Source organism: Nonomuraea sp. WAC 01424, from assembly GCF_003947315.1.
Lineage (GTDB): Bacteria > Actinomycetota > Actinomycetes > Streptosporangiales > Streptosporangiaceae > Nonomuraea > Nonomuraea spiralis.
The window spans coordinates 399,466-421,536 of the sequence record NZ_QHHZ01000002.1 but is presented as its reverse complement, the minus strand read 5'-3'; the positions used below and the strand labels follow the sequence as shown (position 1 = coordinate 421,536).

The window sequence follows — 22,071 nt, the reverse complement described above, 5'->3', positions numbered from 1 at the left end:
GACCGCGAGCGGCCACTTGAGCTGCTGCCACACCGGCGTGGACAACCGGGCCTGGCGATGAGGGGTGCGTTCACAGACTCCGCACCCTAGCCGCGGCCCGCCGAACCGCCGGGAAACCGGGGACGCGGTCCTACTGAGGGGCCGGGGTGGCGACGATCGTGACCGCGCCCGCCGGTACGGTGAGCCGTCCGTCCACGGGGGTGCCGTCCGGGAGGGTGCCGGTCGCCTCGACGACGGCGTCCTCGCCGGTGTGGTTGATGGCGAACAGGTAGCCACGGCCGTCGGGGTGGGAGCGGCGTACCACCTCGACGCCCCGACGGTCGGCGGTCGGGACGCCCGACTCGGCGCACACCGCGGCGAGCAGGCGGGCCGGGTCGGCGGGCAGCGTGGTCACGTAGTGGGCGGCGCCCTCGCCCCAGACGTTGCGCGTCCAGGCGGGCTCACCGGTGGTGTACGAGTCCAGGACCTCGGCGGTCGTGGCGTGGGCGACCTCGCTCCAGACCGCGCAGGTGCCGCCGCCCGCCAGCGTGACCGTCTCGCCCGCCGCCAGCGGGAAGAACTCCTCGACCCGTACGCCCAGCAGGTCCCGCCACGCGCCCGGGTAGCCGCCGAGCCGGACCCTGTCCTGCTCGTCCACCACCCCGCTGTACGGCCCCACCAGCGCGGTCCCGCCCCCGGCGACGAACCGTTCGAGGTTGCGCGCCCCCGCGTCGGAGACGAGGTAGAGCGAGGGGGCCACGACCAGTCGGTAACCGGACAGGTCGCCCTCGGGGTGGGCCAGGTCGCAGGTGACGCCGAGCTTCCAGAGGGCGGAGTGCCACTGCCTGATCACCTCGACCGGCTTGAGCTCCGTCGTCGGCTGCGCCGGATGGTCCTGGGCCCAGATGCTCTGGTAGTCGAGCAGGATCGCCACGTCGGACTCGACCCGGCTGCCCGCGACGTCGGCCACGCTCTTCAGGACGTCCCCGAGCGCGACGACCTCCCGCCAGATCTTGGTGTCGGTGCCCGCGTGGGGCAACATCGCCGAGTGCCACTTCTCGGCGCCCGCGCGGGAGGCCCGCCACTGGAAGAACAGGATCGCGTCCGCGCCCCTGGCCAGGTGGGCCAGGGAGTTGCGGTGCATCTCGCCGGGCCGCTTGGCGCGGTTGTGGCCCTGCCAGTTGACCGCGCTGGTCGAGTGCTCCATGAGCAGCCACGGCTGCCCGCCCTTGAACGAGCGGGTCAGGTCGGCGGCGAAGGCGAGGTCCAGGTGGGGGTCCTCGCCCAGCAGGTACTGGTCGGTGGAGATCACGTCCACCTCCTCGGCCCACGCCCAGTAGTCGGTGGCCCAGTGGTAGCTGCCCATGAAGTTCGTGGTGGCGGGCACGTCCGGGTCGATCCCGGCCAGCAGGTCGCGTTCGGCGCGGTAGAGGCGCAGCAGCGCGTCGGAGCTGAACCTGCGGAAGTCGAGCTGCTGGGCCGGGTTGGTGTAGGCGGGCGTCGCTCTCGGCGGCAGGATCTGCGCCCAGTCGCTGTAGCGCTGCGACCAGAACGCCGTGCCCCAGGCGTCGTTGAGCGCGTCGAGGGTGGCGTACCGGTCGATCAGCCAGTCGCGGAACGCCTGGGCGGAGACGTCGCAGTAGCAATGGGCGTTGTGGTTGCCGTACTCGTTGTGCACGTGCCACATGGCCAGGGCCGGGTGGTCGTGGTACCGGCGGCCGAGCTGCTCGGTGACGGCCAGGGCGCGCTCCAGGTAGATCGGCGAGCTGGGACAGAACGCCTGCCTGCTGCCGTGCGACAACACGCGGCCGTCGGCGCCCACGGGCAGCGCCTGCGGGTGGGCGTGCCCGAACCACGGCGGCGGCGAGGCGGTGGGGGTGGACAGGTAGACCTTGACGCCGCCCTCGGCCAGCAGGTCCATGACCCGATCGAGCCAGCCGAAGTCGTACTTCCCCTCGACGGGCTCCAGAAGTGACCATGAGAAGATGCCGAGGCTGACATGGGTGACACCGGCCTCCCGCATCAGCCGGACGTCCTCGGCCCAGGTCTCCTCCGGCCACTGCTCGGGATTCCAGTCGCCGCCGTACACGATCACCGCAACTCCTATTATTTTACGATTATTTCCTCCACCGTAGCGGCCAGAGCCGCCGCCGACGAGCCCCCAAGCCGGCCGTCGGCCACGACCGTGACGATCCGCCTGGTCAGCGTGCCCTCGACGACCAGCGGACGATCCCAAGCCAGCGCCTGCCCGACCCCGGGGTACTCCGCCATCCGGACGAACCAGGGGTCGTCGCCGGCCTGCACGAACACCAGCGTCCAGTCCCGTCCGTCCGGCTCGGTCCCGGACATGGCCACCCAGGGGCCCCGGCTGCCGTGCACGCTCTCCTCGTCCCCGGGGAAGGTCACCCGGCCGGTCGAGGTGCCCGGCGCGCGCCAGAAGAAGCCGCCGTAGCCCGCGCCCAGCCTGCCCTTGGTGGCCGAGCTGTTGACCTCCAGCGGGGAGCCGGTGAGGTTGGTGAGCGCGAACGTCAGGTCGAGCGCCCACACGTCGCCGACCGGCCGGGCGGCGACCGTACGCCGCTCGCGCGCGATCAGCCGCTCGCCGGGGCCGATCCACTCCAGCTCCTCGGTGAAACCGTCGTCGGCCAGCCGGGTGAACGCGACGTGCCGCTGCCTGCCGTGGTCGGCCAGCCAGACCGGTCCGCGGTCCCTGACGTGGGTGCGGCCGCCCCAGAAGTTCGCGCCGCCGAGGTCGGAGATCGCCACGCCCGCGCCGAGGTGGTGCACGTGGTCGCCGGGGCGGACCTGGGTGACGGTGAGGCCGCCGAGCGTACGCACCGGATGCAGGTACGGCCGCGGCGAGTCGGTGACGGGCAGGTCGGGCCGCCACTCGTAGGCCGCGACCGGCGTCCCGGCCACCCGCAGCTCCACGTTCGTCCACGGCGCGCCGAGCTCGGAGTAGAGCGCCAGCTCCCGCGCGCTGCGCGCGGTCAGCTCGGCGATGCCGGGCAGGAACCGGTGGGTGACCTCGCCCGCCTCGTCGCGTTCCACGACCTGGTGCCGTTCGGCGATGGGCAGCGGCTCGGGGGCCAGCCGCACCGCGTCGAGCACCTGGGTGAACGTCTCGGTCCTGGAGAGCGGGACGAGCAGGCCGGCTCCGGTACGGATGTGCGCGATCAGGTTCTCCAGCAGCCCGGTCCGCTCGTGCACGGTCGTCTCGACCGAGCCGTCGGCCCACTCGACCCGCAGCTCGTCCAGCGTGTACGTGAGCGTCGCCCGCCCCGCCTCCCCGTGCACCACCAGGTACGGCTCACTCCGCCCGGTCGCGCACAACGACACCGCGATCGTGATCACCGGCCCGCCCGCGATCCGGAGCCGCAGGCAGGAGGTGTCGTCGGCCTCGATCGGATGGGCGTGGTACAACTCGGTCTCGATCGCCTCGACAGGGCCGTCCACCAGGGCCAGCGCGGTCGCCACGGCGTGGGCGAAGGGGTTGGTGAGCGCGCCGTCCACCACGTCCGCGCCGTCCAGCCTGCGCCGTCCCGCCCAGGACGAGCGCGTGAAGTACGACGAGGGCCGCTCCCACGCGCCCGCGCCGCCGATGCCGCGGATCCGGCCGAGCGCGCCGCCCGCGATCAGCGCGCGCAGCGCGGGCACGGCCGCCGAGCCGAGGCTCTGGAAGCCGACCTGGCAGGCCAGCCCGGTCTCGGCCACCGCCGCGGCGATCCGGGCGTGCGCCCGCGGACCGGCCGCGGGCGGCTTCTCCAGCAGCACGTGCGACCCGGCGCGCAGCGCCGTGACCGCGAGGTCGGCGTGCGTGTGGATCGGCGTGCAGACGATCGTGACCTCGGCGCCGGTCCCGGCGATCAGCTCGCCCAGGTCCGGCGACTGCGGCAGCGGCCCGCCTGCCACCTCCACCGGGCGCACGTCGCAGATCCCGGCCAGCTCGACCAGGCCGGTGGCCGCGAGCCTGCGCAGGTCGTCCAGGTGGTGCCGTCCGTGCCCGTGCGCTCCCGCCAGTACGACCCTGATCGGGCCGGTCCGCGGCACGCCTGTCCTCACGTCCATCGCAACCCCAGTCCCGCGTGCCCGCCCACGCGCAGCACACCCTCGCGGACCTCCACCGGGTACGGCTCCGCCAGCAGCCCCAGCCCGCCGAACGAGGCGTCCTCGACGTCCTCGGCCAGCGGCGGCAGCGGCAGCGCCAGGGCGAGCTGCCCGGACACCTCGCTCAGCAGGTGCGGATGGACCGGCACGTCGAACGCCCTGGCCAGCTCCACGATCCGCAGGAACGGCGTGACGCCGCCGACGCGCACCACGTTCGGCTGGACGATGTCGCAGGCCCCCGCCGTGAGCAGGTCGCGGAAGCCGTAGACGGTGTAGACGTTCTCGCCCACCGCGACCGGGACGTCGGTCGAGCGGCGCAGCTCGACGTGTGCGGCCAGGTCGTCGGCGGGCAGCGGCTCCTCGATCCAGTGGAGGCCGAACTCCCGCAGCGCCGCCAGGGCACGCCTGGCCCGGTGGAGGTCCCACCGCTGGTTCGCGTCGATCATCAGCAGCCGGTCGGGCCCGATCACCTCGCGTACGGCGGCCACCCGGGCCACGTCCTCGGCCAGGTCCGGACGGCCCACCTTGATCTTGACGCCGGCGTACCCGGCCGCGACCCAGCGCCGGGCCTGCTCGGTCAGCTCGTCCAGGGAGTAGTGCAGGTTGACGCCGCTGCCGTACGCCGGGACCTGCTCGCGCCGCCGGCCCAGCACGTCGGCCAGGCCCACGTCGCCGCAGCGCAGGTCCCACAACGCCAGGTCGATGCCGGCCAGCGCGATCGTGGTGATCCCGCCGGGCCCGGCCTCGCGCAGGTGCCGCCACAGCCGGTCCCACACCAGCTCGGGGTGCGCGGGCAGCCCGATCAGCGCCTCGCGCAGGTCGTGGTCCAGCAGGGCCCGTACGGCGTGCGCGCCGATCTGCGGCGTCCAGGAGAACCCCGTGCCGGTGCGCCCGTCCTCCAGCGTCACGTGGCAGACGATCACATGGTTGGCGGGCACGTCCGGGCCCCACGGCCGGGGCAGCGGGACGGTCCGCAGCTCGGTCCGCAGCCCGGCGATCACGACGCCGCCAGGGCGAGCCCGGTCCTGATCAGCGCGTCCAGCTCGGCGAGGTGGTCCACGGCCACCTCGACCAGCGGCGGGCGCACCGGGCCGACGTCGAGGCCGCGCAGCCGTACGCCGGCCTTGACCAGCGACACCGGGTAGCTGGGCACCTTGTCGCGCAGGCGGACGAGCGGGGCGTAGAACTCGGTCAGCAGCCGCTCGTCGCCGTTCAGGTACGCCACGGCGATCTCGGGGGCGAAGGCGAAGACCGCGCTGGAGTACAGGTCCACGCCGATGCCCCGGTAGGCGGGCATGGTCAGCTCGGCCGTCGGCAGGCCGTTGAAGAACAGGAACTCCGGGTGCTTCCCGCGTACCGCGAGGACGGTCCGCTGCATCCGGTCGATGTCGCCGAGCCCGTCCTTGAGCCCGATCACCTCGGGGACGCCGGCCAGCTCGACCACGGTGTCCGGGTCGAGCACGACCGGGCCGCGCTGGTAGACGATCACCGGCAGCTCGGCGGCGACGGCGGCCACGTACGCGGCGTACCCGCTCGCCGGGCCCTGCGTCAGGTAGGGAGGCATGAGCAGCAGGCCGTCGGCGCCCGCCGCGCGGGCCGCCCGCGCCTGGTTCAGCGCCGTGCCGATCGGGCCGCCCGCCCCGGCGAACACCGGCACCCGCCCGCCCACGACCTCGGCCGCCACCCGGACGGCCCGCGCGTGCTCAGACTCCGACAGGGCGGAGAACTCGCCGGTGCCGCAGGCCGCGAACACGCCGCCGGGGCCGTGCGCCATGCCCTGCCCGATGTGCTCGGCCAGCACCTGCTCGGCGAGCGCGCCGGCGGCGTCGAAGGGGGTGACGGGGAAGAACAGCACACCGCTGAGGTTCATTCGGATTCCTTGAGTTCGGTTCGCCAGCTTCGCTTGGGCTCCCAGCCGAGCAGGCGTCGCGCCTTGGCCGTGGAGAAGGCGGGAGCGGTGCCGCTGAGCCCGGCGGCCAGCTCCTCGGTGCCCGGCACGGCCTGGGGGAGCAGGTCGGCCAGCGGTTCCCTGGCCAGGGCGTCGGCCGCCCCGGCGAAGAAGACCTCGCCGCCCGGCAGCTCGGGCAGCGCCGCGATCAGCACGGTGAACAGCTCGGCCGCGTCGCGCGCGTCGACGTAGTTGAACAGCGAGACGCCGCCGATCCGCGGCTGGTCGAGCCGCTCCTTGACGGTGTGCCCCGACTGCGTGGGCGCGCCCGCCCACTCCTCGGGCGGGATCACGAAACACGGCCGGACCGCCGCCATCCTCGTCCGGCCCGCCCGCGCGAACGCCTTCATGGTCTGCTCGGCCACCAGCTTGGACAGGTTGTAGCCGTTCCAGGGCAGCGCCGGGTGCTCCTCGTCGATCGGCAGGTACGACGGGACCCACCCGCCGGGCGCGCCGTAGCCGATCACCGTGGGGCTGCTGGCCACCACCACGCCGGACACGCCCAGCTCCACCGACGCCTCGCAGACGTTGAACGCGAGCCGCGTGTTCACCTCGAAGATCACTGATTCCGGCCGGCTGAACGGCGTCGCGATGGCCGCCAGATGGATCACCGACTCCGGCCGGAACCGGGCGATGGCCTCGAACGCCTGGCCGGTGTCCGTAAGGTCGGCCGGTAACGTCGCGGCGGCCTCGTCCGGCGTGCCGGGGGCCTGGTCCACGCCGATCACCTCGTGCCCGGCGGCCGCGAGCGCGGTGACGACGCTGCGGCCGAGGCGTCCGGCGCTGCCGGTGACGAGCACTCTGCTCACCGTGGGGGACTCCTTCAAGACTGCAAACAGTTGCACTAAACCTATGGGTCACGGTGGGCGAGGCGTCAAGAGCCGATTTCTGACCATGCCGTCTAGCTGGGTGAACAGGTGCATGCTGGGGGGCCGGCCGATCGGCAAGCGCTTTCATCGTTGCCCTGGTGTCTGCAAGCGGTTGCGTTAGGGTGGGCGACTGTGACAGTGACGATTCGCGATGTGGCCCGCGCTTCCGGTGTGCACGTATCGACCGTGTCGCGGACGTTCTCCGCGCCGCACATGGTGAACGCGGCCACCCGTACCAGGGTGCTGGCGGTGGCCGAGGAGCTGGGGTACCGGCCCAACAGGGCGGCCAGGGCGCTCACGACCGGGCGTACCCACAACCTGGGCCTGATCGTGGCCGACATCGCCAACCCGTTCTTCCCGCCGCTGATCAAGGCCGCCCACGCCGCGGTCCGACAGCGCGACTACCACCTGTTCGTGGCCGACACCGACGAGGAGGCGGCGGCCGAGGAGGAGCTGATCCAGGCGTTCTCCAAGCAGGTGGACGGCGTGGTGTTGTGCAGTCCGCGCTCGTCGAACAGGGTGCTGGAGCGGCTGGCCGAGCGGGTGCCGCTCGTGGTGATCAACCGCAGGCTGCGCGGCGCCGCCACGGTCCTGATGGACGTCGGGCACGGCGCCCGGCTCGCGGTCGAGCACCTGGCCGCGCTCGGGCACCGGCGCGTGGCGCTGCTGTCGGGCCCGGCCGGCTCGTGGACGAGCGGGGAGATCCGGTCGGCGGCCGAGCGGGTGGCGGGGGTCGAGCTGGTCGTGATCGGGCCCAACGCGCCCACCGAGCGGGGCGGCCTGGCCGCCGCGGCCGCGGTGTGCGAGGCCGGGGTGACCGGGGTGCTCGCCTACAACGACCTCATGGCGATCGGGCTCGTCGAGGGCCTCGGCGACCTCGGGCTGAGCGTGCCGGAGGACGTCAGCGTGGTGGGCATCGACGACATCGTCCCCGGGCGGCTGAACCGGCCCAAGCTCACCACGGTCGCCATGCCCACCGCGGCGGCCGGACGGCTGGCGGTCGACCTGCTCATCCAGGAGGTGAGCGCGACGACCTCGCTGGAGACCCGCCTGGTGGTGCGGGAGTCGACGGCACCGCCCCGATGACCTGCAAACGGTTGTACTAAATCGCAGCAATATTCATCAGACTTCTCCTGGGTAAGCGCTTGTCACCTGCGGAAATATGGCATCGATATATCGATAACGGCCATGTAACGCCTGCAAAGGGTTGACGGAACTTTCCCGGCAGCTATAGGAAAGCGCTATCCATTCACATCTCGCCGGAAGGTCCGTGATGACGAATGAGTTCCGTCATGACTGACTCGCTGAGGTGGGATCGTCGCATGTCCAGACGTTCCCGCCGCGAGGCGCGGGCCGCCTACCTGTTCCTGGCGCCCTGGTTCGCCGGTCTGCTCGTCATCACGATCGGCCCCATCGTCGCCTCGCTCTACCTGTCGTTCACCGACTACAACCTCCTGGAGGAGGCCAAGTGGGTCGGGTTCGACAACTACGTCAAGATGTTCACCGAGGATGCCCGTTACCTGAACTCGCTGAAGGTGACGACGATCTACGTGATCGTCTCCGTGCCGCTGCAACTGGCCTTCGCGCTCGCGCTCGCCCTGGTGCTCGACCGCGGGTTACGCGGCCTGTCGCTCTACCGGTCGATCTTCTACCTGCCCTCGCTGCTGGGCGGCAGCGTCGCGATCGCGATCCTGTGGCGCAAGGTCTTCGGGGCGGAGGGCCTGGTCAACGCCGTGCTGTCGGTCTTCGGCATCCAGGGGCCCGGCTGGGTCAGCGACCCCGACACCGCCCTCGGCACGCTGATCATTCTGCACGTCTGGACGTTCGGCGCCCCGATGATCATCTTCCTGGCCGGGCTGCGCCAGATCCCCGCCAGCTACTACGAGGCCGCCGCGGTGGACGGCGCCGGCGTGTTCCGCCAGTTCCGCTCGATCACGCTGCCGCTGCTGACCCCGATCATCTTCTTCAACCTGGTGCTGGAGATCATCAAGTCGTTCCAGTCGTTCACGCAGTCGTTCATCGTGAGCGGCGGCTCGGGCGGGCCGGCCGACTCCACGATGTTCAACACGCTCTACCTCTACCTCACGGGCTTCAAGAACTTCGACATGGGCTACGCGGCCGCCATGGCCTGGGTCCTGCTGCTCATCATCGCCGGCCTCACCGGGGTGAACTTCCTCGCGTCCAAGTATTGGGTCTTCTATGGCGACACCAAGTAGGCCGCTGCCCGTGCTGTTCCGCCCGGTCAAGGGCGGCCGGGTGGTCAAGCACGTCCTGCTGATCGGGTTCGGCCTGGTCATGCTCTATCCGCTGCTGTGGATGATCTCCAGCTCGCTCAAGCCCGAAGAGCTGATCTTCCGGCAGCCCGGCCTGTGGCCGAGCGAGGTCACGCTGGACAACTACACCGAGGGCTGGACCGCGCTGAAGCACCCCTTCGGGTACTACCTGTGGAACTCCGCGGTGATCACCGTGCTGTCGGTGGTGGCGAACCTGGTGGCCTGCTCGCTGGCCGCGTACGCCTTCGCCCGGCTGGACTTCCCGCTCAAGAAGTTGTGGTTCACGATCATGCTGGGCACGATCATGTTGCCCCACCACGTACTGATCGTGCCGCAGTACGTGATGTTCTCCAAGCTCGGACTGATCAACACGATCTGGCCGCTGGTCATGCCGAAGGTGCTGGCCACGGACGCGTTCTTCGTCTTCCTGATGGTGCAGTTCATCCGTTCCCTCCCCCGGGAGCTGGACGAGGCCGCCGAGATCGACGGCGCCGGCTACTGGCGCACGTTCATCAGGGTGATCATCCCGCTCTGCGCCCCGGCGCTGGCCACGACCGCGATCTTCACGTTCATCTGGACCTGGAACGACTTCCTCAGCCAGCTCCTCTACCTCAACAACCCGGACAATTTCACCGCCCCGGTGGCGCTGCGCACCTTCCTCGACGCCAGCAGCGACTCGTCGTGGGGCCCGATGTTCGCCATGTCGATCGTCGCGCTCGGCCCGATCTTCGGCTTCTTCCTGGCCGGCCAGAAGTACCTGATCCGTGGTGTGGCCACCACGGGACTGAAGTAGTTCCCCCACCCCCGAAACAGCGACATCCCACAGGAGGTAGAGCCGTGAGCTCAGGCAAGAAGACGTGGTCGGCGGCCCAGCTCGCCACCGCCGTGCTGGCGGTCACCGCGGCCTGCGGCGGCGGTGGCGAGGCCGCCGACGGCAGGACCAAGCTGCGCTTCTCCTATTGGGGCAGCGACGCGCGGCAGAAGATGACCGAAGAGGCGATCAAGAAGTTCGAGGCCAAGAATCCGGACATCGACGTCGAGGGCGAGTTCTCCGACTTCGCCAGCTACTACGAGACGCTGTCCACGAAGGTGGCCGCGAGCGACGCGCCGGACGTCATCACCCTGGAGATCCGCGGCCTGCGCGAGTACGCCGACCGCGGCACGCTGGCCGACCTGACCGGCAAGGTCCAGACCGCCGACATCGACCCCAAGCTGCTCGGCACCGGCGCCATCGACGGCAAGCAGTACGCCGTCCCCACCGGCGCCAACGTCTTCTCCGTGGTGCTCAACCCGTCGCTGGTGGAGGCGGCCGGGCAGAAGGCGCCCGACGACACCAAGTGGACCTGGAAGGACTACGTCGACCTCAGCTCCCAGATCACCGCCAAGGGCGGCGGCACGGTCTACGGCACCCAGCTCAACTGGAACCCCGCCTTCCTGCAGATCTTCGCCGCCCAGCGCGGCGAGCCCTTCTACGAGGGCAACAAGATCGGCGTCACGCCCGGGACGATCGTGGCCTGGTGGCAGGTCATGCTGGACACGATCAAGGCCAAGGGCAGCCCGGACGCCGCCAAGACCGCCGAGGTCGGCGCGACCAGCGTGGACCAGTCGCTGCTGGCCACCAACACCGGCGCGTCCGGCATGTGGTGGAGCAACCAGCTCGGCGCGGTCACCAAGGCGTCGGGCAAGGACATGAGCCTGCTGCGCCTGCCCAAGGAGGAGGGCGCCACCACCGGCGGCATGTTCCTGCAACCGGCGATGTTCTACACCGCCTCCTCGAAGAGCGAGCACGCCGCCGAGGCCGCGAAGTTCGTCGACTTCATGATCAACGACGCCGAGGTCGGCGGGATCATCCTCAGCGACCGCGGCCTGCCCGCCAGCTCGAAGGTCCTGGCCGCGGTCAAGGACAAGCTGCCGCCCGCCGACCAGAAGACGTTGGAGTTCGTCGACTCCATCAAGGGCGAGCTGGCCGACCCGCCCGCCGCGCCGCCGAAGGGCGCCAGTGCCCTTGAGGACATCCTCAAGCGGTACACCGAGGAGGTCATCTTCGGCCGGATGACGCCCGACGTCGCCGCCCAGAAGTTCCTGACCGAGGCCAACGCCGCCATCGCCGGCTGAGAGGACGACCATGAGGTACGCGTTCGTCGGGCTCGGGCACCGCGCGCAGCTCTACGTGGACGCGCTGCTCGGCGACTGGCGTGACGCCGGCACGGTCGTCGCCCTGTGCGACACCAACCGGACCCGCATGGACTACTACGCCGAGCGGATCGGCCACCCGGTGCCGTGCTTCGCCCCCACCGAGTTCGGCGAGGTGCTCGAACTCGCCGACGCGGTCGTGGTCGCCACCGTGGACGCCGCGCACGCCCGGTACGTGTGCGCGGCGCTGGAGGCCGGCCGCGACGTCATCGTCGAGAAGCCGCTCACCGTTGACGCCGAGAGCTGCGCGGCCATCGCCGAAGCGGCCCGGCGCAGCACCGGCAGGCTGATCGTCACCTTCAACTACCGGTACTCGCCACGCAACTCGGCCGTACGCCGCCTGCTCATGGACGGCGCCGTCGGCGAGGTGACGTCCGTGCACTTCGAGTGGACGCTCGACACCATCCACGGGGCCGACTACTTCCGGCGCTGGCACCGGGACCGGGCCGGCTCGGGCGGCCTGCTGGTGCACAAGTCCACCCACCACTTCGACCTGGTCAACTGGTGGCTCGGGGCGGCGCCGGAGATCGTGTTCGCGCAGACGTCCCTGCGCTTCTACGGCTCGGCCAACGCGCGGGCGCGCGGCCTGGCGGACCGTCCCGGACGCGGCCAAGGCGCGCCCGGCCTCGGCAGCGACCCATTCATCCTGGACATCTCCGCCGATCCCCGGCTCAAGCGTCTCTACCTGGACGCCGAGCACGAGGACGGCTACATCCGGGACCAGGACGTCTTCGGCGACGGCGTGACCATCGACGACAACATGGCGGTCCTGGTGCGGTACGACAGCGGGGCACTGCTGACGTACTCGCTGAACGCCCACGCGCCCTTCGAGGGGTATCGGGTGGCGTTCAACGGCACGGCGGGACGGCTGGAGCTGGAGGTGGTCGAGCGGGCCTGGACGCCGCCGCACGCCGCGATCGACCCGAGCGCGGCGTCCAAGGAGCACGCCGCCGGGGCGTGGGAGCGGCTCACCCTGCGCCCCCACTGGGAGGAGCCCCGGGAGGTGCCCGTCGGGGAGGGCGCGGGCGGGCACGGCGGCGGTGACCGGCTGCTGCTGGACGACGTGTTCCGCGGCCCGGCCGACGACCCGCTGGCCCGGCAGGCGGGTTACCGGGACGGCATCCGCAGCGTCCTGACGGGCGTCGCGGCCACGCGCTCGGCCGCCTCGGGCACCCCGGTACACCTGACCGACACCGGCACCCGCCTGGCCTGACGCGGCCGGGGAGCGCAGCGCGGGCGCCGCAGTGCGGGCGCGTCAGCCGCCTGCCTTCCAGCGGGCTATGAGCTTGTCGTAGTCGAGGGTCTCCGGCTTGCCGCGCTCGTCGGCCAGCTTCGGCGCGGGCGCGCCCGGCTGGTCGATCCAGTACTGGGCCGGACGCTCGGGGTTCAGCTTGGGGGCGCACTGCCCGCCGTACCCCTGGCGTTCCCGGGACAGGCGTTCCAGCCGGGCCAGGATCTCGTCCTGCTGCCTGGCCAGGTTGTCCATGGACTGCTGCGGGGTCGTCTCGCCGGTGACGGCGGTGGCCACGTTCTGCCACCAGAGCTGGGCGAGTTTGGGGTAGTCGGGCACGTTCGTGCCGGTCGGGGTCCACTGCTTGCGGGCGGGGGAGTTGTAGAACTCGATCAGGCCGCCGTACTTGGCGGCGTTGTCCTTGAAGTAGTCGCTCTTGATGTCGGAGTCGCGGATGAAGGTCAGCCCGGTGATCGACTTCTTCAGCGACACCGTCTTGGAGGTGACGAACTGCGCGTACAGCCAGGCGGCGGCCCTGCGGTCCTTGGGGGTGTTGTTCAGCAGCGTCCACGAGCCGGCGTCCTGGTAGCCGAGCTTGTTGCCCTCCTTCCAGTAGGCGCCGTGCGGGCTGGGCGCGATGCGCCACTTGGGGGTGCCGTCGTCGTTGACGACCGGCAGGCCCTTCTTGGTCATGTCGGCCGTGAACGTGGTGTACCAGAAGACCTGCTGGGCGATGTCGCCCTGCGCCGGGACGGGGCCCGCCTCGCTGAAGTTCATGCCGGCCGCCTCGCGCGGCGCGTACTTCTTCAGCCAGTCCACGTACTTGGTGAGCGCGTACACCGAGGCCGGGCCGTTGGTGTCGCCGCCGCGGGTGACCGACGAGCCGACCGGGCGGCAGTTCTCCACGCGGATGCCCCAGTCGTCCACCGGCAGGCCGTTGGGGATGCCGGGGTCGCCGTTGCCCGCCATGGACAACCAGGCGTCGGTGAAACGCCAGCCCAGCGACGGGTCCTTACGGCCGTAGTCCATGTGGCCGTAGACCTTCTCGCCGTCGATGGTCCCGTCGCCGTTGACCTTGTTGGTGAAGAAGTCGGCGATGTCCTCGTAGGCCGCCCAGTTGACCGGTACGCCCAGGTCGTAGCCGTAGGCGTCCCTGAACTGCTTCTTGATCGCCGGGTCGGTGAACCAGTCGTAGCGGAACCAGTAGAGGTTCGCGAACTGCTGGTCGGGGAGCTGGTAGATCTTCCTGTCCGGGCCGGTGGTGAAGCTGATGCCGATGAAGTCGTTCAGGTCGAGGGTGGGGGAGGTGACGTTCTTGCCCTCTCCGGCCATGTAGTCCGACAGCGGGAACACGTAGGTGCCGCGTGAGTGGGTGCCGATGAGGTCGGAGTCGTTGACGTAGGCGTCGTAGATGTTCTGGTCGCCCTGGATCTGCGTCTGGAGCTTCTCGATGACGTCGCCCTCCTGGATCAGGTCGTGCTTGATCCTGATCCCGGTGATCTCGGCGAACGCCTTGGCCAGCTTCTGCGACTCGTACTCGTGGGTGGTGATCGTCTCGGACACGACGTTGATCTGCATCCCCCGGTACGGCGCCGCCGCCTTGATGAACCAGTCCATCTCCGCCAGTTGCCGATCCTTCGACAGCGTGCTCGGCGTGAACTCCTCCGACACCCATCGTCGCGCCGCGGCCCTGCCGTCGGCCTCCTTGAAGTCGCTCTTCGGCTTCTCCTCGCCGCCGCCCGTGAACGCGGCCGCCACCAGGGCCAGCGCGGCCGTGATCGCCGCCGCCGTCCTGCCCGCGCGATGCCTCATCGCCTGGCTCCTCTCAGCCCCATCTTCCGATCACGACCACGACCAGCAGCGCGACGCCGAGCGCCGCCCACATGGACAGGTCGGTGACTGCCATCCACAGGGCCAGGACGACGGCCGCGCTGATCAGGCCGATGTACAGCCGGTCGCCCCGGTCGGTCTCGATCCGCAGGAACCCGCGCCTGGCCACGGGAGGGGAGAGCCGGCCCCAGACCGCCATCACGCACAGCAGCACGGCCAGCCCGGCGAACACCAGGGCCGTGGGGACGGTCCACACCATCCACTCCATGGTCAGACCCTCCCCAGGGCGAATCCCTTGGCGATGTAGTTGCGTACGAACCAGATGACGACCGCGCCAGGGACGATGGTCAGCACGCCGGCCGCCGCCAGCAGCCCCCAGTCCACGCCCGCCGCGCTCACCGTCCTCGTCATGGTGGCCGCGATGGGCTTGGCGTCCACCGATGTGATCGTCCTGGCGATCAGCAGCTCCACCCAGCTGAACATGAAGCAGAAGAACGCGGTGACGCCGATCGCGGACCTGATCAACGGCAGGAAGACGCGGAGGAAGAAACGCGGCAGCGAGTATCCGTCGATCGCCGCGGTCTCGTCGATCTCGCGGGGGATCCCCGACATGAACCCTTCGAGGATCCAGACCGCCAGCGGGACGTTGAACAACATGTGCGCGATCGCCACGCCCAGATGCGTGTCGAACAGCCCGACCGCCTGGTAGATCTGGAAGAACGGCAGCAGGAACACCGCCGGGGGAGCCATCCGGTTCGTCAGCAGCCAGAAGAACAGGTGTTTGTCCCCGGCGAAGCGGAACCGCGAGAACGCGTACGCCGCCGGGAGCGCCACGACGAGCGACATGACCGCGTTCAGCGAGGTGTAGACGATCGAGTTCAGGTAGCTCGAATACCACGACGCGTCCGTGAAGAACGTGGCGTAGTTGTCGAAGGTCACCCGCTGCGGGATCAGCGAGAAGCTGCCCAGGATGTCCTCGTTCGGGCGGATGGACATGCCGAACATCCACAACAGCGGCAACATCAGCGTGGCGGCGTACAGCCAGAAGACCGTGCGCGCCCATGGCAGGTGGCGCATCGCGTTCACCTCCCCGCCCTGGTCAGGACGGTGAAGAAGACGTAGCAGGCGATCTGGACGAGCAGGAAGTACAACAACGAGAACGCGCCCGCCGGGCCCAGGTCGAACTGGCCGACGGCGATCTTCGACAGCAGGATGCTCAGGAACGAGGTCGCGTTCCCCGGCCCGCCCCCGGTCACCACGAACGGCTCGGTGTAGATCATGAAGCTGTCCATGAACCGCAGCAGGATCGCGATCGTCAGCACTCCGCGCAACCTCGGGAGCTGGATGTGCCGGAACGTGGCCCACGCCGACGCGCCGTCGATCTGCGCGGCCTGGAAGTACGGCTCGGGGATCGAGCGCAACCCCGCGTAGGCCAGCAGCGCCACCAGCGGCGTCCAGTGCCACACGTCCATGACCAGGACGGTGATCCAGGCGTCGGCCGGGTCGAGCGTGTAGTTGAACGGGATGTGCAGCACGTCGTTGATCAGCCGGCCGCCGAGCCCGATGTCGCCGCGGGCGAAGATCTGCCAGATCGTGCCCACGACGTTCCACGGGATGAGCAGCGGCAGCGCCACCAGCACCAGCGCCACCGACACCCAGAACCCGCGGCGCGGCATGCAGACCGCGACGGCCACGCCGAGCGGGACCTCGACCAGCAGCACCTGCGCCGAGAACAGCAACGTGCGCACGAGCGCGGCGCGCACCTCCGGGTCGCGCGCGATCTGCCGGAACCAGTCCAGGCCGACGAACACCCGCTCGACCGGGCTGAAGACGTCCTGGACGGAGAAGTTCACGACGGTCATCAGCGGGATCACCGCGGTGAAGGCCACCGACACCACGACCGGCAACACCAGCAGCCAGGCCCGGTTGTTCCGCGGCCGGGAATCGGTGCGCGTCCCGGTCACGCCGGTCCCCTTCCGTCCAGGGGCGCGAGCGAGCCGCACCGGACCTCGTCGCGGAACAGGAACGTCCGGTCCGCGGGGAAGCCCAGGAACTCGACCGTGCCCGGCGTCCAGGACGAGCCCGCCTCGGTCCTGGCGATCACGGGATGCCCGCCGACCTCGGCGCGTACCAGGTCGTGGGAGCCCATACGGTCGACGCCGGTCACCCTGGCCGCCACGCCGGGGCCGCCGGGCGGGCCGCCGACCTGGACGAACTCGGGCCGTACGCCGATCCGCACCGGCCCCGGCGGCAGCTCGCCGGCCACCGCGCCCACCTCGGAGCGGCCGATCCTGACCACGCCGCCGTCGATCTCGGCGGGCAACACGTTCATGCCGGGCGAGCCGATGAAGTGGCCGACGAACTCGTGCTCGGGCGACAGGAACAGCTCGGCCGGCCGTCCGGCCTGCACGATCCGGCCGTCGTTGAGCACGACCACCTCGTCGGCGAAGGTCAGGGCCTCGGTCTGGTCGTGGGTGACGTAGACGAGGGTGTGGCCGGTGTCGCGGTGGATCTCCTTGAGCTTGCTGCGCAACGTCCACTTCAGCGCGGGATCGACCACGGTCAGCGGCTCGTCGAGCAACACGGCCGCCACCTGGGCGCGTACGAGGCCGCGGCCCAGGCTGACGATCTGCTTGCGGCCCGGGTCGAGGCGGCGCGACCGGCGGCGCAGCACGTCGTCCAGGCCCAGCATCGCCGACACCCGCAGGACGCGCCGGCGGATCTCCGGCGCGGGCACCTTCCTGTTGCGCAGCGGGAAGGCCAGGTTGTCGTAGACCGTCATCTCCTCGTACAGGACGGGGAACTGGAAGACCTGCGCGATGTCGCGGCCCGCTGTGGGCACGCCGGTCACCTCGCGGTCGTCGAACCAGATCCGGCCCACCGTGGGCGTGAGCAGCCCCGAGATGATGTTCAGCAGTGTGGTCTTGCCGCAGCCGCTCGGGCCGAGCAGGGCGTAGGCCCGGCCGCTCCGCCACGTCCAGGTCATAGGCTTGAGCGCCCACGTCCGGCCGCCGTCGTAGCTGTGGCCGACTCCTTCCAGGCGGATCTCAGCCATGCGGGCCGGCCTCCGCCGCCGAGGCGGCGGCCGGTAATCGGCTCCCGGCCTCGTCGAACACGAAGATGTGCCGGGGGTCCACGTACGCCGTGGCGGACTCGCCCGGGGTGAACAGCCGCGGGCCGGGCAGGTGGGCCACCAGGTGCCGCCGTCCCTCCAGCAGCAGGTGCAGGAACGTCGCGCTGCCGGTCACCTCGGCGAGCCTGATCTCGGCGGGCAGTTCCAGCGCGCCGGGGCCGTTCCTGGCGATCGTGACCTGGTGGGGGCGGATGCCCAGCACGACGCCCCCGGGGGGATGGCCGGGCGGCGCGGGGAAGGACGTGTCGAGCACCTCGATCCGGCCGTCGCGGACGGTGCCGGGCAGGAGGTTCAGCGGCGGGTCGCTGAGCGTGGCCGCGACGGCCAGCGTGGGCGGCTCGGCGTACAGGGTGGCCGGGTCGCCGATGTGCTGGACCCTGCCCTCGCCCAGCACCACGGCGGGCGCGGCGAAGGTCAGGGCCTCGTTCGGGTCGGCGGTGGAGTAGAGGACGACGCCCGGCGAGCGCGCGAACATGTGCTTGAGGTCCTCGCGCAACTGCTCGCGCAGCTTGAAGTCGAGGTTGGCCAGCGGCTCGTCGAGCAGCAGCACGTCCACGGGCCTGGCCAGCGCGCGGGCGATGGCGGTGCGCTGCTGCTGGCCGCCCGACAACTCCGCGGGCCTGCGGTCCAGCAGGTCGCCGAGCCCCATGAGCGCGGCCACCTCGCGCACCCGCCGGTCGATGCCGTCCTTCCGGTACGACCGGTCGAGCCGCAGCGGCGAGGCGATGTTCTCATAAACCGTCAGAGACGGGTAATTGATGAATTGCTGATAGACGAAGGCGACCGAACGCTTTCGCACGGAAATCGCGGTGACGTCTTCTCCGTCGACCAGCACCCGCCCGGAATCGGGTGGCCGCAGCCCGGCGACGACCCGCATGAGCGTGGTCTTTCCCGAGTTCATCGGGCCGACGAGCGTGGTCAGTCCATTCGAAAATTCGAGGTGGATGTCGTCGAGCCAGGTCTCCCCGCGCTGCCGTACGCGGACGCCATCGAGAATCAGCGGCACAATGTCCGGTCCTCTCTCCCGGAGCTTGCCCTCCATCTAACATGATCTGAATCTTCGTGCAAAGAGGGAAGTTGAGGTGACCGCTGTTAATCAATTGACTCTTGTTATGGGATTTGTCAATGGGAGAAGAGTTTGGTGACCAGGGTGTGCAGCAGGCGGCGTTCGTCGTCCGTCAGCGGGGCGAGGGTCTCGCGTTCCACGTCTGTCACCACCGTGCGGGCGCGTACCAGGGCGTCGCTCCCGGCGGTGGTGAGCGAGATCCGGTAACGACGTCGGTCGGCCGGGTCGCGCTCCCGTACGGCGAGTGACCCGTCCATCAGGCCGTCCATCAGGCGCACCATGTCGCTCGGGTCGAGGCCCAGCCGGTCGCCGATCTCGCGTTGTGCCGCGGGCCCGAAGTCGTCGAGCGTGGCGAGCGCGGCGAACTCCCACAGGCTCAGCCCGGTCTCGCCCGTCCGCCGGTCGGCCAGCGCGCGCCGGTTGGCGACGCCGACCTTGTGCAGCACGAAGGTGGTCGTCCCGAGGAGGGTGGGTGGCAGTTCCATGTCAGCAGAAGTGTAGGTTGTCACCAATAGTTGGTGACTACCCACTAATTTTCGGAGGTCCTGGATGGACGCCCTCTACCCCCGGCTGCTGGTGCGCGACTTCCCCGCCGCCGTCGCCTTCTACCGGGCCGCCCTCGGCGTGGAGCCGGTGAAGGTGCTGACGGAGGCGGCCTACGCCAACTGGGACATCGACGGCCAGGCCGGTCTCGTGCTCTTCGGCCGCGACAACATGGCCCATGTCGTGGGCACCGCCGGCCTGCCCGCGGCGCCCGCCCAGGACACGGCGATGCTGGTCATGAAGGTCGACGACGTGGACGCCGGGACCGACCGTCTCGTACGGCTCGGGGCCGTGGTCGTCGCGCCGCCGCAGGACCGTCCCGCGTGGGCGCCCGGCCTGCGTACGGCCCACCTGCGTGACCCGGAGGGCAACCTGATCGAGCTCCAGTCCTACTGAGGGCAGAGGATCGTCAGGGCAGGATGGCATCCACGTAGCCGCCGTCCACGCGCAGCGCGCCGCCCGTGGTCGCCGAGGCGAGCGGCGAGCTGAGGTAGACGACCATGTTGGCGATCTCCTCCGGCTCGATCAGCCGCTGGATCAGCGACTGCGGACGGTGCTTGAGCATGAACGCCCGCTGCGCCTCCTCCCACGGCAGCTCCTTGTCCACGAGTTGGTAGACGAACTCCTCCACGCCCCCGGTGTGCGTGGGCCCGGCGATCACCGAGTTGACCGTCACCCCGCTCCCGGCGGCCTCCTTGGCGAACCCGCGCGACACGGCCAGCAGCGCCGTCTTGCTCATGCCGTAGTGGATCATCTCGATCGGCGTGGCGACGGCCGAGTCGCTGGCGATGTACTGGATCCGGCCCCAGCCGCGCTCGATCATGCCCGGCAGGTACGCGCGCGTCAGCCGGACCGCGGCCAGGACGTTGACGTCGAAGTACCGCCGCCACTCGGCGTCGGTGATCTCCAGCGCCGGTCTGGCCTCGAAGATGCCCAGGTTGTTGACGAGGATGTCCACCTGCGGCAACGAGCTCAGGACCCGCTGGAGCCCGTCCTCGGTGGAGACGTCGCCGGGCGCGGCGACCAGCCCGCCGTGGTCCATGCGTTCGACGGCGGCGGCCACCGAGCCCTCGCTGCGGCCGTTGACGCCGACCCGCGCGCCCGCCCGTGCCAGACCGGTCGCGATGGCCGCCCCGATGCCCTGGGTCGAGCCCGTGACCAGCGCGGTCTTCCCGCTGAGATCGATACTCACCATGACTCCATTGTTCGTGGCCGCCCGCCGGAGATCGGTACCGGGGCACGCCGGGGCACGCCGGGGCGCGAATCGGGCCGTGTTCCGGGTAGGTGAGTGATGCTGGTGAGTGCGTCGGGAGGAGCGTGGGTGCGCCGATTACGGTGGCTGGTCGTGGTGGTCGTCCTGGCGGTCTGCGTCGTCGTCCCGGCCGGTCCCGGCGCCGGTGACGACGGGTGCCCGCCCAGGGACACGCGGGTGGGGGCGCCGTACGCGATCAGCGGGTACTGGGTCATGCCGCGTGCCTCCCTGTGCGTGACACGGCGGATGGTGGAGGCGATCCACTCGCTCGGCGGCGACACGCTCGTCACGTTCGGGCCGCGGTTCGACGCGGGGCCGATGGAGGCCGACGTCGCCGCCTGCCGGGTGGACGGCAAACCCTGCGCGCGGGTGCCGGGCAAGCGGGTCCGGCACGTCTACACGTACGTGACCAGCGAGGAGTTCGGGCCGTCGGTGTTGCGCTGTCCCGGCCTCGACCGGCGGATCGAGAGCGGGGGCCGGATCTTCTACCGCGTGTCGCTGGCCCGGTCGTGCGCCGAGCGCGTGCAGGACCTTGTGCTGGTCTCGACCGACGGCGACGGGCTGGGCAACCTGATCGACGAGGCGGCGGCGTACGGCATGACGGTGTTCCCCGGGCTGCCCGCCGCGCCGCAGCGGCGTGGCAAGCCGTGGGAGCCCGACCTCGCGCACGCCGCCGCGCTGAACGCCTTCACCGCGCGGGTGCTGGCCGGCTACCGGGAGCGGTTCGGCGGGTCGGCGGCCTTCGGCGGGGTCTACCAGTCGTACGAGCTGGCCATGCGCGACCGGGGGCCGCGCGACCCGGTCCTCGCCCTGTACGCGGCCCAGCACGAGGTGGTCACCGCCGCGCTGCCCGGCAGGAAGATCCTGGTCAGCCCCTACATCGACGCCCGCAGGGGCCGCGGGTTCCCGCCCGGCCAGGTGCCCGGCGGGCTGGCGGACATCGCCGCCACGCGGGCCGGCGCGCCCATGGCCGTCGCCGTGCAGGACGGGCGGGGCACGGGGAAGGTGCCGGTCCACGGGATCGAGGAGGGGACGGCCATGGTCGCACCCCGGCTCGTGCCGGTGGTCGGCCGGGTGCGCAACGCCGACGGGTACTACGGGCCCACCAGGGACTACATCGAGGCGGCCGCCCGGAACGTGCCCGCCGGGGTCGAGCTGTGGGTGAACGTCGAGGGCTTCGAACCCGCCCCGGCGGACGGGGAGTGCGGGCGGGTCGAGCCGCTGCCGTTGCGGGGGCGTACCAGCAAGGCCCGGCTGGACCAGCAGATCATGGCGACCGGCGGGCACGCGGTGAAGATCATCTCCTACGGCTGGGACCCCTTCTTCACCTGCCAGCCGAGCCCCGCCGGTCCTTCCCTGGCCGACGACATCGCGAACGGCCGGCGGCAGCCGATCATCGTGAACGCGTACCGGAAGGAGGTGGACGGGCGGCCCGGGATCGCCGTCGAGGGTTACAACCTGCGCGGCGGCACCCTGAGCTTCACCTCGCCCGGCGGCCGCGAGGTGCGCGTCGCCCAGCGGTGGCACGGACCCGGGCGGCCCGAGTCGGCCTGGGCCCCCTACGTCCCGCCGGGCCCCTGGACCTCCGTCACCGCCACGAACGCCGCCGGATACACCAGCACGAGCGGCTACGTGTTCCGCTAGCGC

General features: G+C 70.8%; 20 protein-coding genes. 7 read left to right on the top strand and 13 right to left on the bottom strand.

All coding sequences use genetic code 11. The features are described 5' to 3' along the window. Positions 1-130 precede the first annotated feature (130 nt). From DMB42_RS07325 to DMB42_RS07305, 5 genes are read right to left on the bottom strand one after another with little or no spacing between them, the layout of a single operon-like run. A complete protein-coding gene (locus tag DMB42_RS07325; protein WP_260477544.1) occupies positions 131-2,074 on the bottom strand; it encodes a beta-galactosidase in 1,944 nt (647 codons plus the stop codon). 11 nt (positions 2,075-2,085) lie between these two features. After that, positions 2,086-4,047, bottom strand: coding sequence for a DUF6807 family protein (locus tag DMB42_RS07320; protein ID WP_125631925.1), 1,962 nt, complete (start codon positions 4,045-4,047; stop codon positions 2,086-2,088). Next, the gene (locus DMB42_RS07315; RefSeq protein ID WP_125631923.1) at positions 4,038-5,087 is read right to left on the bottom strand and encodes a mandelate racemase/muconate lactonizing enzyme family protein; all 1,050 of its coding nucleotides are present in this window, start codon (positions 5,085-5,087) and stop codon (positions 4,038-4,040) included. The genes DMB42_RS07320 and DMB42_RS07315 overlap by 10 nt, the downstream gene beginning before the upstream one ends. Further along, the gene (locus tag DMB42_RS07310; protein WP_125631921.1) at positions 5,084-5,956 is read right to left on the bottom strand and encodes a 5-dehydro-4-deoxyglucarate dehydratase; all 873 of its coding nucleotides are present in this window, start codon (positions 5,954-5,956) and stop codon (positions 5,084-5,086) included. Before DMB42_RS07310 ends, DMB42_RS07315 begins: the two co-directional genes overlap by 4 nt. Further along, a complete protein-coding gene (locus DMB42_RS07305; RefSeq protein WP_125631919.1) occupies positions 5,953-6,843 on the bottom strand; it encodes an NAD(P)-dependent oxidoreductase in 891 nt (296 codons plus the stop codon). Before DMB42_RS07305 ends, DMB42_RS07310 begins: the two co-directional genes overlap by 4 nt. A 192-nt stretch (positions 6,844-7,035) precedes the next feature. Here DMB42_RS07305 and DMB42_RS07300 point away from each other — a divergent pair, with 192 nt between their 5' ends. From DMB42_RS07300 to DMB42_RS07280, 5 genes are all read left to right on the top strand, one after another. Then, positions 7,036-7,989 (top strand): LacI family DNA-binding transcriptional regulator, encoded by a 954-nt coding sequence (locus DMB42_RS07300; protein WP_125631917.1) that lies wholly within the window; start codon positions 7,036-7,038, stop codon positions 7,987-7,989. Between the two features lie 206 nt (positions 7,990-8,195). Beyond that, complete coding sequence (locus tag DMB42_RS07295; protein WP_379478611.1) at positions 8,196-9,119, top strand: carbohydrate ABC transporter permease; 924 nt, start codon at positions 8,196-8,198, stop codon at positions 9,117-9,119. After that, the gene (locus tag DMB42_RS07290; protein ID WP_125631913.1) at positions 9,103-9,969 is read left to right on the top strand and encodes a carbohydrate ABC transporter permease; all 867 of its coding nucleotides are present in this window, start codon (positions 9,103-9,105) and stop codon (positions 9,967-9,969) included. Before DMB42_RS07295 ends, DMB42_RS07290 begins: the two co-directional genes overlap by 17 nt. A 44-nt stretch (positions 9,970-10,013) precedes the next feature. Beyond that, positions 10,014-11,291: an ABC transporter substrate-binding protein gene (locus DMB42_RS07285; protein WP_125631911.1), complete on the top strand. Its 1,278-nt coding sequence runs from the start codon at positions 10,014-10,016 to the stop codon at positions 11,289-11,291. Positions 11,292-11,301: 10 nt separating this feature from the next. Next, positions 11,302-12,582, top strand: coding sequence for a Gfo/Idh/MocA family protein (locus DMB42_RS07280; RefSeq protein WP_125631909.1), 1,281 nt, complete (start codon positions 11,302-11,304; stop codon positions 12,580-12,582). A gap of 42 nt (positions 12,583-12,624) precedes the next feature. Here DMB42_RS07280 and DMB42_RS07275 read toward each other — a convergent pair whose 3' ends face one another. The 7 genes from DMB42_RS07275 to DMB42_RS07245 form a co-directional block, all read right to left on the bottom strand. After that, entirely contained in the window at positions 12,625-14,412 is a 1,788-nt protein-coding gene (locus DMB42_RS07275) for an ABC transporter substrate-binding protein (RefSeq protein WP_125631907.1), read from the bottom strand. A gap of 13 nt (positions 14,413-14,425) precedes the next feature. After that, positions 14,426-14,698, bottom strand: a complete 273-nt coding sequence (locus tag DMB42_RS07270; protein WP_125631905.1) for a DUF2160 domain-containing protein — start codon at positions 14,696-14,698, stop codon at positions 14,426-14,428. 2 nt (positions 14,699-14,700) lie between these two features. Then, a complete protein-coding gene (locus tag DMB42_RS07265) occupies positions 14,701-15,453 on the bottom strand; it encodes a carbohydrate ABC transporter permease (RefSeq protein ID WP_379478614.1) in 753 nt (250 codons plus the stop codon). Between the two features lie 59 nt (positions 15,454-15,512). Next, on the bottom strand, positions 15,513-16,394 hold the full coding sequence (locus DMB42_RS07260) for a carbohydrate ABC transporter permease (RefSeq protein ID WP_221762040.1): 882 nt from the start codon (positions 16,392-16,394) through the stop codon (positions 15,513-15,515). Beyond that, entirely contained in the window at positions 16,391-17,485 is a 1,095-nt protein-coding gene (locus DMB42_RS07255) for an ABC transporter ATP-binding protein (protein ID WP_125631902.1), read from the bottom strand. The genes DMB42_RS07260 and DMB42_RS07255 overlap by 4 nt, the downstream gene beginning before the upstream one ends. Continuing rightward, a complete protein-coding gene (locus tag DMB42_RS07250) occupies positions 17,478-18,569 on the bottom strand; it encodes an ABC transporter ATP-binding protein (protein WP_221762039.1) in 1,092 nt (363 codons plus the stop codon). Before DMB42_RS07250 ends, DMB42_RS07255 begins: the two co-directional genes overlap by 8 nt. Positions 18,570-18,685: 116 nt before the next feature. Further along, positions 18,686-19,114, bottom strand: a complete 429-nt coding sequence (locus tag DMB42_RS07245) for a MarR family winged helix-turn-helix transcriptional regulator (protein WP_125631898.1) — start codon at positions 19,112-19,114, stop codon at positions 18,686-18,688. 64 nt (positions 19,115-19,178) lie between these two features. Between DMB42_RS07245 and DMB42_RS07240 the strand changes: the two genes are divergently transcribed. Further along, complete coding sequence (locus tag DMB42_RS07240) at positions 19,179-19,568, top strand: VOC family protein (protein ID WP_125631896.1); 390 nt, start codon at positions 19,179-19,181, stop codon at positions 19,566-19,568. A gap of 13 nt (positions 19,569-19,581) precedes the next feature. On the opposite strand, the gene DMB42_RS07235 is transcribed toward DMB42_RS07240, so the two are convergent. After that, positions 19,582-20,364: an SDR family NAD(P)-dependent oxidoreductase gene (locus tag DMB42_RS07235; protein ID WP_125632675.1), complete on the bottom strand. Its 783-nt coding sequence runs from the start codon at positions 20,362-20,364 to the stop codon at positions 19,582-19,584. 129 nt (positions 20,365-20,493) lie between these two features. Between DMB42_RS07235 and DMB42_RS07230 the strand changes: the two genes are divergently transcribed. Next, positions 20,494-22,068, top strand: a complete 1,575-nt coding sequence (locus DMB42_RS07230; protein ID WP_125631894.1) for a DUF4434 domain-containing protein — start codon at positions 20,494-20,496, stop codon at positions 22,066-22,068. Positions 22,069-22,071 lie beyond the last annotated feature (3 nt).